The organism is Crossiella sp. S99.2 (genome assembly GCF_023094165.1).
Classification (GTDB): domain Bacteria; phylum Actinomycetota; class Actinomycetes; order Mycobacteriales; family Pseudonocardiaceae; genus Crossiella.
The window spans coordinates 331,853-345,790 of record NZ_JALMDK010000004.1 but is presented as its reverse complement, the minus strand read 5'-3'; the positions used below and the strand labels follow the sequence as shown (position 1 = coordinate 345,790).

Here is a 13,938-nt window from a genome sequence, read left to right as displayed (position 1 = left end):
CCTGCTCAAGACACTGGCCATCCTGCCTGGAGGTCAGTGCGCCGGGTGGAGCAACTCGGACAGCTCGATCCGGCGGTAGAAGTCGCCGCGGATCTTGTCCGCGACCGCGCTGACCACCTCGGAGCCGTCGTCGGCCGGGTCGACGTGGGTGCGGAACGGGCGGGTGCCGTGCGGGCGGTCCACCACGTCCACGATCGCCTCGGCCACCAGGGCCACGTCGGCGTCCGGGGGGATGAGCGCGCCGAGCCGGTCCGGGATCTCCCGCTGGAGCTGCCCATACTTCTCTTCGTAGGCATCGACCCGGTCGGTGTCGGCGGGGTGCCCGGCGTTGGGGAAGTGGTTGGTGCCGTTGGTGAACGCGCCCGGCACGATGATCGCGGTCTCGATGCCGAAGCGGGAGATCTCGGCGGCGTAGCCGACCGCCAGGGAGTCCAGCGCGGCCTTGGCGGCGAAGTACCCGGTCAGGAACGGCGGGGTGCCGCCGCGCACGCTGCTGCTGGAGGTCCACAGCAGCAGGCCCTGGCCCTGGGCGCGTAGGTGGGGGAGCGCGGCCCGGTTGACCCGTTGCGCGCCCAGCACATTGGTGTTGTAGACCGCGGCCAGTTCCTCGGTGCTGAACGCCTCGGTCGGCCCGACCACCAGGTGGCCGGCGTTGTGCAGCACCACGTCGAGGCGGCCCTGCTCGGCCACGATCCGCGCGATCGCGGCGTCCACCGAGTCCTGGTCCAGCACGTCCAGCTCCACCGAGTGCAGCTTGACCTTGTTGTCGGTGGCGAACTCCCGGAGTTCGGCGACCCGCGGCGCGTTGCGGCCCTGCGTGTTCCGCATGCCGGCGTAGACGGTGTGCCCGGCGCGGCTCAGTGCCCGCGCGCTGAGCGCCCCGATGCCGCTGGACGCCCCGGTGACCACGATGACCTTGCTCATGACCCGCTCCTTGTTATCGCTGTTCCGCTGTCTGCGTGAGCAACGATAACACTCAGCCGTTAGCGACGCTAGCCCCTGAGTGTTATCAGCGATATGACCGAGTTTCCGCAGGTCAACTTAGTGCCCGGGGACCTTCTGTGCGTGCGCGATCTCCCACTCCGCCGAGTTGGGCCAACTGGTGCGCCCGGTTGGGCCAACCTGGCGTACGAGTTGGCCCAACTCGTACGGGCTGGGGGGCGACCGGAGTGGTGTCCGAGATCCGCGTTCAAGACTTATTTTTAGCCATGTATTGACTTGCCGCTGTGACCGTCATTACGTTCGGGCCGCCAACAAATTCGCCGCCGCCACCCCCTGCGCGACACCTGGGAAACCGCTTCCCGGCCCCTGGTGCCGCGTCCCTGCATCGTGGCAGAGGAGCGCCCTGTGACGTGGAGACGGATGGCGACGGCGGCGGCAGCCGCGGTGGTCGCCGCGAGTTCGCTGACCCTGGTGTCCGCACCAGCCGCCCAGGCGGCCATCACCCCGGACGCCTGGTACAAGGTGGTGAGCAAGACCAGCGGCAAATGCGTTGACGCCCGGGGCGCGGCCGCGGCCAACGGCACCGCCGTGCAGCAGTACACCTGCAACGACAGCACCGCCCAGCAATGGCAGTTCCAGGAGAGCGGCGGCGGATTCTTCCGGCTCAACAGCCGGATCGACGCCGCCCAGGCCATCGACGTGGCGGAGAACTCCACCGCCGACGGCGGCCAGGTGCACCTGTGGACCTACGGCGGCGGCGCGAACCAGCAGTGGCAGCCGGTGGAACAGGCCGACGGCTCCTACCGGCTGGTCAACCGCAACAGCGGCAAGTGCTTCGACCTGACCGAGGGCTCCCAGGCCGACAGCGTGCAGTTCCAGCAGTGGAGCTGTTTCGCGGGTTCGCCCAACCAGTCCTTCAACCTGGTCCCGGTCGACGGCGGCGGCCCCGGCCCCGGTGACCCGGACTTCGGCCCCAACGTCTTCGTCTTCGACCAGTCCACCCCGCAGGCCACCATCCAGAGCCGGGCGAACACGATCTTCCAGCGGCAGGAGCGGGCCCAGTTCGGCGCGGACCGCTACGCCATGCTGTTCAAACCCGGCGCCTACAACGTCGATGTCAACGTCGGCTACTACACCCAGGTCCTCGGCCTGGGCCGCAATCCCGACGACGTGCACATCCGCGGCGCGGTGCACGTGGAGGCGGACTGGTTCCAGGGCAACGCCACGCACAACTTCTGGCGGGCCGCGGAGAACCTGTCGGTGACCCCGGCCGGCGGCACCGACCGGTGGGCGGTCTCCCAGGCCGCGCCGTACCGGCGGATGCACGTGCGCGGCAACCTGCAGCTCGACGACAACGGCTGGTCCAGCGGCGGCTTCATGGCCGACAGCAAGATCGACGGCCAGGTGCGCTCGGGCAGCCAGCAACAGTGGTTGTCCCGCAACACCAACTGGGGCAGCTGGACCGGCTCCAACTGGAACATGGTCTTCGTCGGCGCGAACAACGCCCCGGCCGGCAACTTCCCCAGCCCGCCCTACACCAGGGTTGACCAGACCCCGCAGATCCGGGAGAAGCCGTTCCTGCAGGTCAACAGCTCCGGCGGCTATGAGGTCTTCGTTCCCGCGCTGCGCAACAACTCCCGCGGCACCACCTGGGAGGGCGGCAACGCGGCCGGCCAGGCCCTGCCGATCAGCTCCTTCTTCATCGCCAAGCCCGGCACCAGCGCCGCCGCGATGAACCAGGCCCTGGCCGAGGGCAAGAACCTGATCGTCACCCCCGGCATCTACCGCCTGGACCAGACCCTGCGGGTCACCCGGCCGGACACGGTGGTGCTGGGCCTGGGCCTGGCTACGTTGATGCCCAACAACGGGATCACCGCGATGACGGTGGCCGACGTGCCAGGGGTGAAGATCGCCGGCCTGCTCATCGACGCCAACACCACCAACTCCAACCTGCTGATGGAGGTCGGCCCGGCGGGCTCGGCGGGCAACCACGGCGCCAACCCCACCTCGCTGCACGACCTGTTCATCCGCATCGGCGGCATGGTCGCCGGCAAGGCCACCACCAGCCTGGTGGTCAACAGCCGCAATGTGATCGGCGATCACCTGTGGCTGTGGCGCGGCGACCACGGCGACGGCATCGGCTGGAACACCAACACGGCTGATGTGGGCCTGGTGGTCAACGGCGACAACGTCAGCATGTACGGCCTGTTCGTCGAGCATTACCAGAAGTACCAGACCATCTGGAACGGCCAGGGCGGCAAAACGTTCTTCTACCAGAACGAAATGCCCTACGACCCACCCAACCAGGCGGCCTGGATGAACGGCTCCACCCGCGGCTACGCGGCCTACAAGGTCGCCAACCACGTCACCAGTCACGAGGCCTACGGCCTGGGCAGCTACTGCTTCTTCAACGTCAACCGGAGCGTGGTCGCCGACCGGGCCTTCGAGGTCCCGAACAACCCGAACGTCCGCTTCCGCAACATGGTCACGGTGTCCCTGGGCGGCGGCGCGGGCACGATCAACCGCATCATCAACAACTCGGGCGGCACCGCGGGCGCGGGGCAGACCGTGCAGTACCTGGTGAACTACCCATAGTGCCTGGGTGACACCAGCGGACGGTCCGGGTCGAGTCGGTCCCAGCGACCCGGACCGTCCACTATGGACAGCGCATCTACTCGATCACGCTCTAATCACGGAAGGTCATGGGTGATAACGCTCCGCGTGGCCGCTGCGACAACCGGCTGATCGGAGGTTCGCCCACATGACCCGTCGTTTCCTGCTGCTGGCCCCAGCACTGTGCGCACTCGCCGCTTGCGCGAGCCCGGCGTCGACTGCTGGGCAGCCGTCGCCGACCACGAGCGCCACCACCGCGTTCTCAACGCCTGCCCCGACCACCTCTGTGCCGCCACAACCCGTTTCCCGGCGCATCGGTGACACCGCGGAGATCGGCTGTACTGGCAGCAGCGCCCAGCGCAGCTGCACCATGCAGTTCACAATCACCAAGGTGACCAAATGCGTCGGCCGGGGCTACCCAGGCGAGGCACCGCCTGAGGGCACGCAGCGCAGGCTGCTGTGGGTCGAGGTGCGTACCGGCGGCGACTACCGCGTCAATGAACTGTCCTCGGGTCTGTTCACCCAGTTCCAGTCGATCAGCCGCCGCGACGTCACCTCTGGCGACATCAACCCGTCGTCGTCCTGGGAGTGCTCACCGAAGAAGGATCGGATCGGCTTCGGTGACGAGGATTGGTTGCCGCACAAGACCTACGCCGGAGCGATTGAGGTCTACCTGCCCGATGACGCGGCCAAGGTGGTCAACGCCGAGGGCTTGTGGGAGTGGGAGCTGTAGACGCGTTCAGTCGCCGTGCGCGCCCGCCCCGCCAGACGAGCGCCCCGGCCGCGCGCGGTCAGTTCCCGTGCGCGCTCGCGCGCCCCAGCCCCATGAGCAACCGCTCCATCACCTCGGGGTCGACCTCGTGCGGGTCATTGGCCAGCCGCTCCGCCTCGGGCGAGCGCCGCCGTTCCCGCCGCGGCAGTGGCACCGCCTCCGCGGTCACCCCGGACGGCAGTGGCAGCGTGCACCACAGCATCCGGCCGCGGCCCTCCAGGGGCACCACGCCCAGGTTCGGGCCCTCCATATCGGGGGTCGCCTCGGCCGGGCGGCCGTCGGCCACCTCGATCACCAGGCTGTCCCCGCTGACCCGCAGGCGCACGGTCAGCATGCCGGGCCGGTCGGGATCAGCGCTTTCCACCACCGCGGCCACGAGCTGACCGGCCGCGGTGGAGGCCTCGTCGAGCATCGGCCGCAGGTGCCACTCGCGCAGTGTGAACTGGGCGAACAGATCGGCGCAGTTCACCGCGGTGGGGAGCGCGACCAACTGGATGTCGTCGACCTGTGCAGTGTGTGGGGTCACCGGGTTCCTTCTTCCGCCATTTCGGGAGCCTCGGGTGTCACTCGAATAGGGGATCCTGCCACACGCCGTGAACGTTCGCTGATTCCGCGTCTACTTCGTTGCCGGTTGTCAACCTAGGATGACCAGGTGGAGATGGATCGGCTCATGACGTTGACCAGGGCGACCGGAGTGGACGACCCGATCGTGGGGCTCGCCGCCACCGCGGAACTACGCAGCGAACTCGAACGCCTGGAGGCCGTGCTGGTCCGCCGGGCCCGCGTGCGCGGCCGCACCTGGACCGAGATCGCCACCGTGCTCGGCGTCAGCAAGCAGGCCGTGCACAAGAAGCACGGCCGCTCCGCCCTGTTCGGCCGGCGCAACGCCTGACCGGCCCGCGTTCCGCCGGACCATGCCTACTCCGGCAGCGGCCGCCGCCCGGCGAAACCGAGGTCGCGCCGGTGGTACCAGCGCAGCTCGGTGTCGCCCTCCAGCCAGCACAGCAGCACCGGCACCCGGTCCAGCTCGGCCGGGAAGTCCACCAGCAGCGGCGCGAAGCCCTTCAGCTCGGCCCCGGTCTGCTGCACCTGCGTCATCAGCTCGTCCAGCCGCGCCTGCGCCGCCTTGAACTCCGGCAGCCCGCCCAGCGGACTCGGCTGCCCGCCAGGGGCCACCGCGACGGCCAGTTCGGCGGCGTCGGCGCGCAGTGTCACCAGTTCGGTCAGCACCGGCAGCAGCGCGGCCAGTTCGGCCCTGGCCTCCGGCACGGTGAACAGTCCCATGCGCACAGCCTGCCATCCCGCCCGCCCGGACCGCTTGACCTCTAGTTAGGTCGAGCTTCCACACTCTTCTCATCAGCGACTTCGGTCCACGAAGGACCACGGCGGGAAATTCACGCCGATTTTGTCGGGGGTGTGCGGAACCATCATCTTCCACACCGCCCCGGCCCGGACACTGTGGGGAGCCATGGACATCGACATGAACGCCTGGATGGCGCTGGAAAGCGCGATGCAGGACAAGTCGGGACGCACGGTCACCCGTGCCACCCTGCGCCGCATCGCCCGCTTCGCCAAGCCGCAGTACCGCGCGGTGGCCATCCTGCTGGTGCTCAGCGCGCTGGCCGCGGTGCTCGCGGTGGCCACCCCGGTGCTGGCGGGCTGGGTGGTCGAGGCGATCGTCAACAAGCAGCCGGTGGACACCGTGCTGTGGCTGGCCGGACTCATCGCGGCGATCGCGGTGGTCGAGGCGGGACTGAGCCTGGCCGAGCGCTGGCAGTCCTCCCGGGTCGGCGAGGACCTGATCCTGCGGCTGCGCGAGTCGGTGTTCGCGCACGTGCAGCGGATGCCGATCGCCTTTTTCACCCGCACCCGCACCGGCGCGCTGGTCAGCAGGCTCAACAACGACGTGATCGCCGCCCAGCGCGCCTTCTCCTCCACGCTGTCCGGGGTGGTCACCAACATCATCGCGCTGGTGCTGGCCGTGGTGGTCATGCTCAGCCTGTCCTGGCAGGTCACCCTGCTCGCGCTGATCCTGCTGCCGGTCTTCGTCATCCCGGCCCGCCGGGTCGGGCGGCGGCTGGCCGGGATGGAACGCGAGTCGGCCAACCTCAACTCGGCGATGACCACCACGATGACCGAGCGGTTCTCCGCGCCCGGCGCCACGCTGATCAAGCTGTTCGGCCGGCCCAGCCAGGAGAACGCCGAGTTCGCCGCGCGGGCCCAGCGGGTGCGTGACATCGGCGTGCGCACCGCGGTCAAGCAGTGGGTGTTCATGGTGGCCCTCGGTCTGGTCTCCGCGCTGGCGCTGGCCCTGGTCTACGGCCTGGGCGGCTACTTCGCGCTCACCGGCCAGCTCGAAGCGGGCACCGTGGTCACCCTGGCACTGCTGATCACCCGGCTGTACTCGCCGCTGACCGCGCTGGCCGGGGCCCGGCTGGACGTGATGACCGCGCTGGTCAGCTTCGACCGGGTGTTCGAGGTGCTCGACCTCAAGCCGCTGATCGAGGAGAAGCCAGATGCCCGCGCGGTGCCCGCGGGTCCGGTCGCGGTGGAGTTCGACAACGTGCGCTTCAGCTACCCGGCCGCGGACAAGGTCTCGCTGGCTTCGCTGGAGGAAGTGGCCACTTTGGACAGTCGCGGCGGCGAGGAAGTGCTGCGCGGGGTGTCCTTCCGGGCCGAACCGGGTCAGCTGATCGCCCTGGTCGGCTCCTCCGGCGCGGGCAAGTCCACCCTGGCCTCGCTGACGCCGCGGTTGTACGACGCGGACTCCGGCAGCATCCGGCTGGCCGGCGTGGACGTGCGCGACCTGTCCTTCGACGCGATCAGGGACACCGTCGGCATGGTCACCCAGGACGGCCACCTCTTCCACGAGAGCATCGGCGCGAACCTGCGCCTGGCCCAGCCCGGCGCGAGTGACGAGGACCTGTGGGACGCGCTGCGCCGCGCCCGCCTGGAGGACCTGGTCGCCTCCCTGCCCGACGGCCTGGACACGGTGGTGGGGGAGCGCGGCTACCGCCTCTCCGGCGGTGAGCGGCAACGACTGACCATCGCCCGCCTGCTGCTGGCCCAGCCCAGGGTGGTCATCCTGGACGAGGCCACCGCGCACCTGGACTCCAGCTCGGAGGCCGCGGTGCAGGAGGCACTGGTCGAGGCCCTGGCGGGCCGGACCTCGCTGGTCATCGCGCACCGGTTGTCCACCATCCGCGCCGCGAACCTGATCCTGGTGGTGGAGCACGGCGAGGTGGTGGAGCGCGGCACGCACGAGGTGCTGCTGGCCAAGGGCGGCCGGTACGCCGAGCTGTACAACACGCAGTTCGCGGACAGCAAGGAATCGGTGGTCGCTGGATAACCTGTACGCCTCGCGGCGCCCGCATCCCTGCGCGGCGCCGCGAGCGGACGCGGGGACAAAGGAGTTCAGGTGTCGGTGCAACGGGATGTCGGCAGCGTGGCCGGGACGGTGGTCGAGCGGGCCCCCGCCCCCGACCCCACCGCGGCCGCCTTCTTCGACGTGGACAACACCATGATCATGGGAGCGTCCATCTTCCACCTGGCCCGCGGCCTGGTGGAACGCAAGTACTTCCGCACCGCCGACCTGGTCGGCTTCGCCTGGCAACAGGTCAAATTCCGGGTCCTGGGCCGCGAAGACCACCAAGGCATCGAATCCAGCCGCGAACAACTCCTCTCCTTCGTGGCGGGCCGCCGCACCGACGAGCTGGCTGCCCTCTGCGAGGAGATCTTCGACGCCCGCATCGCCTCCCGGGTCTGGCCCGGCACCCGCTCCCTGGCCGAACTGCACCTGGCCGCGGGCCAACGAGTCTGGCTGGTCACCGCGGCCCCGGTGGAACTCGCCGAGATCATCGCCCGCCGCCTCGGCCTCACCGGCGCCCTGGGCACCGTCGGCGAACGCGAGAACGGCGTCTACACCGGCAAACTCACCGGCGGCCTCATGCACGGCCAGGCCAAAGCCGACGCCATCCAAGCCCTGGCCGACCGGGAAGGCCTCACCCTGGCCAACTGCACGGCCTACTCCGACTCCCACAACGACCTGCCGATGCTGTCCACGGTGGGAACGGCCATCGCGGTCAACCCCGACTCCGGCCTGCGCGACATAGCCCGCACCCGAGGCTGGGAGATCCGCGACTTCCGAACCGGCCGCAAAGCAATAAAAATCGGCCTCCCCTCCCTGCTCGGCGCCACCGCCCTGACCGGCGCGGTACTCACCGCCCTCGCCAACCGCCGCCGCCCCCGCTAACCCCAATCGCCGCCTCTGCCGCCAGCCTCTGCCGCCAGCCCGGCTGCCAGCCTCCGCCGCCAACCCGGCCGCCGCTGCTCCCACTGACCCCCCATCGCCGCCCCCTGCCGCCATGCGCGGCCCTCCGCCGCCGCCCCAGCCCTCGCAGTCGGCGCCGTCCCCCGGCCGCGGCCGTCCCCGCCGAACCCTCTCGTCCCCGCCGAACCCTGCCGCTGTCACGCCGGCCGCCGCGCCCCGCCGCGCCAGCCGCGCCGCCAGGTTTGCCCCCGCCCGAGCCGGGCACCCGATACCTGCGCTGGCGTCCCAGCGCCCGCCCCGCACGGCGGAAACCGGATGCATTCGCGGGAGGACCGCCATGCTGAGCCAAGGTGATCGCCGCCTCCTGGCGGAACTGGCCGACCACTTGCAGGCCAACGACCCCGAGTTCGCCGAGGGCCTGCGCACCGGCCGCCCGACCCCGCCCCGCGACGACCGCCGCTGGCCAGTCGTGGCCGCGGGCCTGCTCGCCGCCACCACCTTCCTGATCGCCCTGGCCACCCTGTCCCTGCCACTGACTTTCGTCGCCCTGTTCGGCCTGGGCTGGGCGATCCTCGCCTACCGCGAACGCGTCCGCCGCGCCCACCACTGGACCACCCGCCCCCAGTGGCACCGCCTGGGTTAGCCAATCCCCGCCTTGGCCGACCTTCCCGGCTCGGCCCCTCCGCCGGCCAGGCCACCCTCGTGGACCCCGGACCTACTCCGCCGACCGCACCTTGCCCCGCGCGGCTTCCGGCACCGCCCGCTGCAACCGCTCGGCCATCGCCACCAGATTCGCCGCCAGCTCCGGCGCGTCCACCACCTCGAACTCGATCTCCATCGACCCCAGCATCCAGGCCAGCGACCGCACATCGGACGCGCCCACGTGCAGCAGGCAACTCGCCGGCCCCTCCGGCTCAACCCGCCCGATCCCGGCGAAGTTCTGCGCCTCCGGCGCGTCCGCCGGCACCGGCAGCCGGACCTTCGACTGGTACTGCCACAGCCGGGCCACCCGCTCGGCCACGAACGCGCCCGCGTCATCCGTCGGCAGCTCCCGCGGACTGAACCGGGGACCGGTCGGCGTCCTGGGCCGCAGCCGGTCCACCCGGAAGGTCCGCCAGTCCGACCTGGCCACGTCCCAGGCCACCAGGTACCAACGGCGACCCCAGGTCACCAGGCGGTGCGGTTCGGCCTCGCGCAGGCTCTCGGTGCCGTCGTGGTTGCGGTAGTCGAACCGCAGCCGCTGGTGGTCGCGGCAGGCCGCGGCGATCGCGGTCAGCGTGTCGGCGGCGACCGTGGGCATGGACGAGCGGCTCGGCACGGTCGAGATCTGCAACGCCGCCACCCGGTGCCGCAACCGCGAGGGCAGCACCTGCTCCAGTTTCACCAGCGCCCGCAACGACGCCTCGCCGATGCCCTCGACACTGCCGTTGGTCGCGGTGCGCAGCCCGATCGCCACCGCCACCGCCTCCTCGTCGTCGAGCAGCAACGGCGGCAGGTCCGCGCCCGCGCCCAGCCGGTAACCACCGGTGACGCCCTTGGTCGACTCGACCGGGTAGTCCAGGTCCCGCAGCTTGTCGATATCCCGCCGCACCGTGCGGCCGGTGACGCCCAGCCGGTCGGCCAGTTCGGCGCCGGACCACTCGCGGCGCATCTGAAGCAGGGTCAGCAGCCGGAGCAGCCGCGCCGAGGTCTCCTTCACCGCCTCATTCTGCCGCGAACCGGTAGGTCTTGATTTCAAACTCACCCGATGACATGGTGAGTTTGATTTTCCAGCTGACCTCGGGAGCGTGTCATGGCAAGACTTCCGGCCCGCCTCGCGAACCATCCCTCGGTGCGCGCGGTCCGTGCCCGGCAGGCCGCGACCGGTCCCCGCGCGCCCCGGGTGATCGACGCGGACTGGCTGCGCGAACTGTGTCTGGCGGCGGGCGCCGACGATATGGGCGTGGTGCCGCTGGACCACCCGGACCTGGCCGGTGAACGCGAGCCCGCGCTGCACGCCCTGCCCGGCACCCGCAGCCTGATCTCGCTGGTGGCGCGGATGAACCGGGACAACGTCCGCTCACCCGCGCGCAGTGTCGCCAACCAGGAGTTCCACCGCACCGGCGAGATCATCAACGAGGCCGCGCGCAGCATCGTCCGCGCGCTGGAGGACGCCGGCCACCGCGCGCTGAACCCCTCCGCCACCTTCCCGATGGAGATGGAGAACTACCCCGGCCGGATCTGGGTGATCGCGCACAAACCGGTCGCGGTGGCCGCGGGCCTGGGTGCGATGGGCATCCACCGCAACGTCATCCACCCCAGGTTCGGCAACTTCGTGCTGCTGGCCACCCTGCTCCTCGACGCCGAGGTCAGCGCCTGCGGCGCGAAGCTGGACTACAACCCCTGCCTGGAGTGCAAGCTCTGCGTCGCGGCTTGCCCGGTCGGGGCAATCGGCAAGAACGGGGAGTTCGACTTCCGCGTCTGCGCCACCCACAACTACCGCGAGTTCATGGGCGGCTTCACCGACTGGGTGGAGACGATCGCGGAGAGTGCGGACGCGGCGGAGTACCGCGAGCGGGTCACCACCGCCGAGAGCGCCTCCATGTGGCAGAGCCTGGCCTTCAAACCCAACTACAAGGCGGCCTACTGCCTGGCTGTTTGCCCAGCAGGGGAGGATGTACTCGAGCCCTACCTCCGCGACCGGAAGGACTTCATGGACACCGTGCTGAAGCCCTTGCGGGACAAGGTGGAGACGCTCTACGTCACCCCCGGCTCGCCGGCCGGGGACTATGCCCGACGTCGGTTCCCGCACAAGCCGGTGAAGGAAGTCCGCGACGGACTGCCCGTCACCCGGCCGCGGCAGGAGAAGAAGGACGGTTGATGACCGAGGTTGTGATCACCGGGCTCGGCGCGTTGAGCCCCCTGGGCGGCACCACGGCCGACACCTGGTCCGCGCTGCTGGCCGGCCGGTCCGGGGTCGAGACGCTCACTGAGGACTGGGCGCAGGAACTCCCCGCCCGGCTCGCCGCCCGGATGGCGGTCGACCCGGCCGGTCAGCTCGATCGCGTGCAGGCCCGCCGACTGGACCGGTCCGCCCAGGCAGCGCTGGTCGCCGCCCGCGAGGCATGGGCCGACGCCGGCCTGGAGAAGGGCGCGGTCGACCCGAACCGCGTCGCGGTCGTGCTGGGCACCGGCATCGGCGGGGTCGGCACCCTGCTGGACAACTACGACGCCCTCCTCGGCCGCGGCTACCGCCGGGTGTCCCCGCGCATGGTCCAGATGATCATGCCCAACAGCGCGGCCGCCACGGTCAGCATCGACCTGGACGCCCGCGCCGGCGCCATCTGCCCCGCCAGCGCCTGCGCCACCGGAGCCGAGGCCCTCGCCCACGCGCTGGACCTGATCCGGCTCGGCCGCGCCGACATCGTGATCACCGGCGGCACCGAGGCATGCGTCCGCTCGGTGACCATGGCCGGCTTCGCTCAGGCCCAGGCCATGTCCACCCGCAACGACGAACCACACCGCGCCTCCCGTCCGTACGACAAGGGCCGCGACGGCTTCGTCCTCGGCGAAGGCGCCGCCGTCCTGATCATCGAACGCGCCGACCTGGCCGCCGCCCGCGGCCGCACGCCGTACGCGACCTTCGCCGGCGCCAGCATCACCTCCGACGCCTACGACATGGTCGGCCTGCACCCCCAGGGCGATGGCCAGATCAGGGCCATGACCACGGCGCTGAAGGAAGCGGGCCTGTCCGCCGCCGACATCCAGCACGTCAACGCCCACTCCACCGGAACCCCGGGCGGCGACATGCTGGAGGCCAAGGCCATCTACGACGTCTTCGGCCACCAGCCGCTGGTCTCGGCGACCAAGTCCATGACCGGCCACCTCCTGGGCGCCGCCGGCGCGCTGGAAGCGGTCTTCACGGTCCTGGCCATCCACCACGACGTGGTCCCACCGACCCGCAACCTGGAGAACCCGGAGGACGACCTCCAGATCCAGGTCACCAGGGACACCCCGGTCAACCTGCCCATCAACGCCGCCCTGTCGAACTCCTTCGGCTTCGGCGGCCACAACACCGCGCTGGTCTTCAAGAAGGCCTGACCGACCACCTGGCCAGGGCCAGGGCAGGAGTCGGGGAGCGGACCTTCGTCAGGGTGTGCCAGCCAGTCCAGTCCGGGCTGGCTGGCCACGTCTGAGGCGAACCAGGCCGGGCGCGAGCCTCGGTCCAGCAACTGTCGATGGCCAGGCGCCCCGAACCCGCTGGGACCGGGAGGGCGGTCAGTCGGCCACCCGGCCCTGCGGCGTCCATTCCGGACTGGCGAACCGCGCGCGTAGTTCGCCGACAGCCGGTTCGGCGCCGCAGGCCCGGCAGGCCGGGACCGTCTCCAGGTCCTTGCCGCAGCTGTGCTCGAACATCACGGGCGGTGTGTCCACGAGATGCCGATCACCCCACTGCCGCAACAGGTGCAGGACTCCGCGTAGCTCCAGTCCCGCCTCCGTGGCGTGATACTCGAACCGCGGAGGCCGCTCGCTGTACTGAACGCGTTCCAACACACCCGCATCGACCAGCTTCCGCAGCCGGGCGGCGAGAATATCGCGCGGTGCCCCGATGTTCCGGACCATGCCATCGAACCGGCACACCCCGTAGAACACCTCACGCAGCACCAGCAACGAGTACTTCTCCCCGACCACGGCCAGCGTGGCGGCGATGGAACACGGGCGCGGCTGGCTCATGCCACCCACGGTAGACGAGACCGTTTGAATACCCAATGCTCTCGGGTCGAAGGGATCTCCTGTCCTCGTAATTCCTTTGTGGACGATGCCGGGCAGTGCCTCAGGCCGGCCTGAGGCACCCGGCGACCCGCACGTGCCGAGCGGAGCACGCGGTGGTCGGTCCGCCTGTCCGGCGACCGGCGCCGAGGGTCGCGGCGCGGCAGCGGGCGGGGCGGGGCTTGCGGTTCAGGTCATCGCGGCTCCGGGGAGGTGTGATAGACGCGGTTGGTGGGCGAGGTCCAGGTGAAGCGGCCACCTGGATGCTGGTGCAGCCGCCTGGGCCAGGCGGCGGTCTGCTTGAGCCGGTGGTGGTGACGGCACAGCGGACCGAGGTTGTGCGGGCTGGTGGGACCTCCGTTCTCGTGCGGGATGGTGTGGTCCAGATCCGAACCGTGGGCCTTGCGACGACAACCGGGGAAGGTGCGGCGCGGGTTGCGCGCCTTGACCAGTTCGGTCATCCACGTCGGCGGCTTGTAGCGCCGGGCGTCGTAGCCGACCACCGAGCCGTCCGGGCCGGTGAGCAGTCGTTTGATGTTGGCGTCCATGGCCGGTTCGCGGGCCATCTCGGCGGTGATCGGTACGGTCACCC

The 13,938-nt window shown here is 70.4% G+C and carries 14 protein-coding genes; 8 read left to right on the top strand and 6 right to left on the bottom strand.

The genetic code is table 11. The features are described from left to right. Positions 1 to 33 precede the first annotated feature (33 nt). Positions 34 to 924 (bottom strand): SDR family oxidoreductase, encoded by an 891-nt coding sequence (locus MZC64_RS17390; protein WP_247757751.1) that lies wholly within the window; start codon positions 922 to 924, stop codon positions 34 to 36. Positions 925 to 1,362: 438 nt separating this feature from the next. Here MZC64_RS17390 and MZC64_RS17385 point away from each other — a divergent pair, with 438 nt between their 5' ends. After that, complete coding sequence (locus tag MZC64_RS17385) at positions 1,363 to 3,537, top strand: RICIN domain-containing protein (protein WP_247758285.1); 2,175 nt, start codon at positions 1,363 to 1,365, stop codon at positions 3,535 to 3,537. Positions 3,538 to 3,703: 166 nt separating this feature from the next. Then, a complete protein-coding gene (locus MZC64_RS17380; protein ID WP_247757750.1) occupies positions 3,704 to 4,288 on the top strand; it encodes a hypothetical protein in 585 nt (194 codons plus the stop codon). A gap of 58 nt (positions 4,289 to 4,346) precedes the next feature. Here the strand turns inward: MZC64_RS17380 and MZC64_RS17375 are convergent, their stop codons facing one another. Then, positions 4,347 to 4,853, bottom strand: coding sequence for an ATP-binding protein (locus MZC64_RS17375; RefSeq protein WP_247757749.1), 507 nt, complete (start codon positions 4,851 to 4,853; stop codon positions 4,347 to 4,349). Between the two features lie 144 nt (positions 4,854 to 4,997). Between MZC64_RS17375 and MZC64_RS17370 the strand changes: the two genes are divergently transcribed. Continuing rightward, on the top strand, positions 4,998 to 5,219 hold the full coding sequence (locus MZC64_RS17370) for a hypothetical protein (protein ID WP_247757748.1): 222 nt from the start codon (positions 4,998 to 5,000) through the stop codon (positions 5,217 to 5,219). A gap of 26 nt (positions 5,220 to 5,245) precedes the next feature. Here the strand turns inward: MZC64_RS17370 and MZC64_RS17365 are convergent, their stop codons facing one another. Further along, entirely contained in the window at positions 5,246 to 5,611 is a 366-nt protein-coding gene (locus tag MZC64_RS17365; RefSeq protein ID WP_247757747.1) for a DUF2203 domain-containing protein, read from the bottom strand. A 184-nt stretch (positions 5,612 to 5,795) separates the two neighbouring features. Here MZC64_RS17365 and MZC64_RS17360 point away from each other — a divergent pair, with 184 nt between their 5' ends. From MZC64_RS17360 to MZC64_RS17350, 3 genes are all read left to right on the top strand, one after another. Beyond that, positions 5,796 to 7,676 (top strand): ABC transporter ATP-binding protein, encoded by a 1,881-nt coding sequence (locus MZC64_RS17360; protein WP_247757746.1) that lies wholly within the window; start codon positions 5,796 to 5,798, stop codon positions 7,674 to 7,676. Between the two features lie 69 nt (positions 7,677 to 7,745). Continuing rightward, positions 7,746 to 8,579 carry an HAD-IB family hydrolase gene (locus MZC64_RS17355; protein ID WP_247757745.1) on the top strand — a complete coding sequence of 278 codons (834 nt, stop codon included), beginning with the start codon at positions 7,746 to 7,748 and terminating at the stop codon, positions 8,577 to 8,579. Positions 8,580 to 8,934: 355 nt separating this feature from the next. Then, positions 8,935 to 9,240 (top strand): DUF3040 domain-containing protein, encoded by a 306-nt coding sequence (locus MZC64_RS17350; RefSeq protein ID WP_247757744.1) that lies wholly within the window; start codon positions 8,935 to 8,937, stop codon positions 9,238 to 9,240. 72 nt (positions 9,241 to 9,312) lie between these two features. On the opposite strand, the gene MZC64_RS17345 is transcribed toward MZC64_RS17350, so the two are convergent. Next, positions 9,313 to 10,296, bottom strand: coding sequence for a YafY family protein (locus MZC64_RS17345; protein ID WP_247757743.1), 984 nt, complete (start codon positions 10,294 to 10,296; stop codon positions 9,313 to 9,315). Between the two features lie 93 nt (positions 10,297 to 10,389). On the opposite strand from MZC64_RS17345, the gene MZC64_RS17340 reads away from it, so the two are divergent. After that, the gene (locus tag MZC64_RS17340) at positions 10,390 to 11,457 is read left to right on the top strand and encodes an epoxyqueuosine reductase (RefSeq protein WP_247757742.1); all 1,068 of its coding nucleotides are present in this window, start codon (positions 10,390 to 10,392) and stop codon (positions 11,455 to 11,457) included. Continuing rightward, a complete protein-coding gene (locus MZC64_RS17335; protein ID WP_247757741.1) occupies positions 11,457 to 12,677 on the top strand; it encodes a beta-ketoacyl synthase in 1,221 nt (406 codons plus the stop codon). The genes MZC64_RS17340 and MZC64_RS17335 overlap by 1 nt, the downstream gene beginning before the upstream one ends. A 177-nt stretch (positions 12,678 to 12,854) precedes the next feature. Here MZC64_RS17335 and MZC64_RS17330 read toward each other — a convergent pair whose 3' ends face one another. Together MZC64_RS17330 and MZC64_RS17325 are read right to left on the bottom strand one after the other, a co-directional pair. Further along, on the bottom strand, positions 12,855 to 13,310 hold the full coding sequence (locus MZC64_RS17330; protein ID WP_247757740.1) for a helix-turn-helix domain-containing protein: 456 nt from the start codon (positions 13,308 to 13,310) through the stop codon (positions 12,855 to 12,857). A gap of 230 nt (positions 13,311 to 13,540) precedes the next feature. Then, complete coding sequence (locus MZC64_RS17325) at positions 13,541 to 13,936, bottom strand: HNH endonuclease signature motif containing protein (protein ID WP_247757739.1); 396 nt, start codon at positions 13,934 to 13,936, stop codon at positions 13,541 to 13,543. Positions 13,937 to 13,938 lie beyond the last annotated feature (2 nt).

What these genes read in the sequence shown, in the direction of transcription:
- MZC64_RS17330 (WP_247757740.1), bottom strand. Translation starts at nt 13,310, where the DNA reads ATGAGCCAGCCGCGCCCGTGTTCCATCGCCGCCACGCTGGCCGTGGTC.
- MZC64_RS17360 (WP_247757746.1), top strand. Translation starts at nt 5,796, where the DNA reads ATGGACATCGACATGAACGCCTGGATGGCGCTGGAAAGCGCGATGCAG.
- MZC64_RS17365 (WP_247757747.1), bottom strand. Translation starts at nt 5,611, where the DNA reads ATGGGACTGTTCACCGTGCCGGAGGCCAGGGCCGAACTGGCCGCGCTG.
- MZC64_RS17390 (WP_247757751.1), bottom strand. Translation starts at nt 924, where the DNA reads ATGAGCAAGGTCATCGTGGTCACCGGGGCGTCCAGCGGCATCGGGGCG.
- MZC64_RS17340 (WP_247757742.1), top strand. Translation starts at nt 10,390, where the DNA reads ATGGCAAGACTTCCGGCCCGCCTCGCGAACCATCCCTCGGTGCGCGCG.
- MZC64_RS17385 (WP_247758285.1), top strand. Translation starts at nt 1,363, where the DNA reads ATGGCGACGGCGGCGGCAGCCGCGGTGGTCGCCGCGAGTTCGCTGACC.
- MZC64_RS17380 (WP_247757750.1), top strand. Translation starts at nt 3,704, where the DNA reads ATGACCCGTCGTTTCCTGCTGCTGGCCCCAGCACTGTGCGCACTCGCC.
- MZC64_RS17370 (WP_247757748.1), top strand. Translation starts at nt 4,998, where the DNA reads ATGACGTTGACCAGGGCGACCGGAGTGGACGACCCGATCGTGGGGCTC.
- MZC64_RS17335 (WP_247757741.1), top strand. Translation starts at nt 11,457, where the DNA reads ATGACCGAGGTTGTGATCACCGGGCTCGGCGCGTTGAGCCCCCTGGGC.
- MZC64_RS17350 (WP_247757744.1), top strand. Translation starts at nt 8,935, where the DNA reads ATGCTGAGCCAAGGTGATCGCCGCCTCCTGGCGGAACTGGCCGACCAC.